Source organism: Caballeronia terrestris (genome assembly GCF_001544515.1).
In the GTDB taxonomy this organism is placed as follows: Bacteria; Pseudomonadota; Gammaproteobacteria; order Burkholderiales; family Burkholderiaceae; genus Caballeronia; species Caballeronia terrestris.
The window spans coordinates 1-1,833 of record NZ_FCOL02000334.1 but is presented as its reverse complement, the minus strand read 5'-3'; the positions used below and the strand labels follow the sequence as shown (position 1 = coordinate 1,833).

Genomic DNA, 1,833 nt, shown 5'->3' with positions numbered 1-1,833 from the left:
ATCTACAAGGGTACGACAGGCATCCAGGCCAACGACCTGATCGGGCGAAAGGTAGCGCGCGACCAGGCCGCCGCAGTCCAGCTTCTTCTCACAGAGATGAACGCCACCCTGGCTACACTGGAAGCGGCGGGAGACAAGGATCTCAAAATAATTTGCCGGGTCGTTGGTGGGCGGCACGTTGGCGCTGGAGGACTCGTCGGCACTCGATCGCTTGTACGGAGTCCCGCCGCGTCATGTCCCTATATCGCTACCACGGAGGAGGTATGAACGAGCCTAACGGCTTCGACTACGAAGATTTAAAAGCATCGAGATCTCGGCGGTCCGGGAGATTGCTGCAACTACAATGCTTTGCTACAGAGTTTAAAATCGGGATCGTCTACGTAGGTCTGGATCTGAAAGCCGAGGCTTTTCATAAGTTTCAGCATGTTGCTGTTTTTGGTCAATACAAGACCGTCGATTTCCTTCAAGCCTTTGTGACGCGCCACGTCCATAATCGATAGCATAAGACGCGAGCCGAGACCCTGGCCGATGAACTCATCATCCACTACTAGCGAGAACTCGCAACTACTAAGGTCCGGGTTGGCAATATAACGTGAGACACCGATCATGCGTTCGGTTTCAGTGATCTCGTCGCCTCCGGTTGGCAAGCGCTCCTTGCAGACGGCGACCAGTGCCATCTCCCGGTCGTAGTCAATCAGCGTGTAGCGTGCCAGCATCGGTACCGATAGTTCGCGCAAGGACGAGACAAAACGATAGTAGCGCGACTGATCGGAAAGTTTGCGCACGAAATCCTGCAGCATGTTGGCGTCGTCCGGCCGCACCGGGCGCAATGTGTATTGTCCGCCGCCACGCCTCGGCCAGTCCTGTGTGTAGTTCGAAGGGTAGGGAAGGATCGCCAAATGGTCGTAGTCATGGAGCGACGGCGCCGCTTGATCGACGACGATGCGGGCGTCGACTACGAGTGCACCGGATTCATCGACGATCAGCGGGTTGATGTCCATTTCGCGCAGTTGCGGCAGCGCGCACACCATTTCCGACACGCGCAAAAGGATGTGCTCGATGGATTCCAGCCTGACGGGCGGTGCGCCGCGCCATTCGCCGAGGGTGTCGGCTGCGCGAACACGCTGGATCAGGCGTTGTGACAGGAACTGATTGAGTGGCGGCAACTCCACCGCGCGGTCGTCGATCAACTCGATCATGGTGCCGCCGGCGCCAAAGGTGATGACCGGGCCGAAGGGCTGATCGGTGACCATGCCGATATACAGTTCGCGCCCTCGCTTCTTGCCGGACATTTTCTGGATGGTCACGCCGTTGATCCGCGCCTCCGGCCTGAGGCGGCGCACCGTCGCGATCATGTCGTTGTAGGTATCGCGCACGCTGGCCGCGTCGAGGACGTCGAGGGCGACGCCGTGCACATCTGACTTGTGCGAGATATCGGGTGAGTCGATTTTTAGCGCGACCGGGTAACCGAGTTGGCTTGCGATCAGGATGGCTTCGTTCGCATTGCCTGCAAGGATGGTCGGGGTGATCGGTATATGGAAGGCCGCTAACAGTGCCTTGGACTCCATTTCCGTCAGCACCTTGCGCCTTTCCGCGAGCACGCTTTCGATCAGGATGTGCGCCCCTGCCTGATCCGGCTTGGCAAGTTGGGACAAGGGCGGTGGAGTCTGTTGCAGCAACTGCTGATTCTGGTAGAACAGGGCAATGTTGCTGAAGGCATCGACGGCCGCCTCGGGCGAGCGAAAGGTCGCGATGCCAGCCTCATTGATCAGCTTCCGTGCTTCTGCAACTCTTTCATCACCCATCCAGCACCGCTGCTGACGTGCTGGATGG

General features: G+C 58.4%; 1 protein-coding gene. It reads right to left on the bottom strand.

Translation table 11 applies throughout. From position 1 onward, the window contains the following. Nucleotides 1-338 precede the first annotated feature (338 nt). Nucleotides 339-1,833, bottom strand: a 1,495-nt coding sequence (locus AWB67_RS37165) for a bifunctional acetate--CoA ligase family protein/GNAT family N-acetyltransferase (RefSeq protein ID WP_125477859.1), incomplete at its 5' end; no start/stop codon positions are given.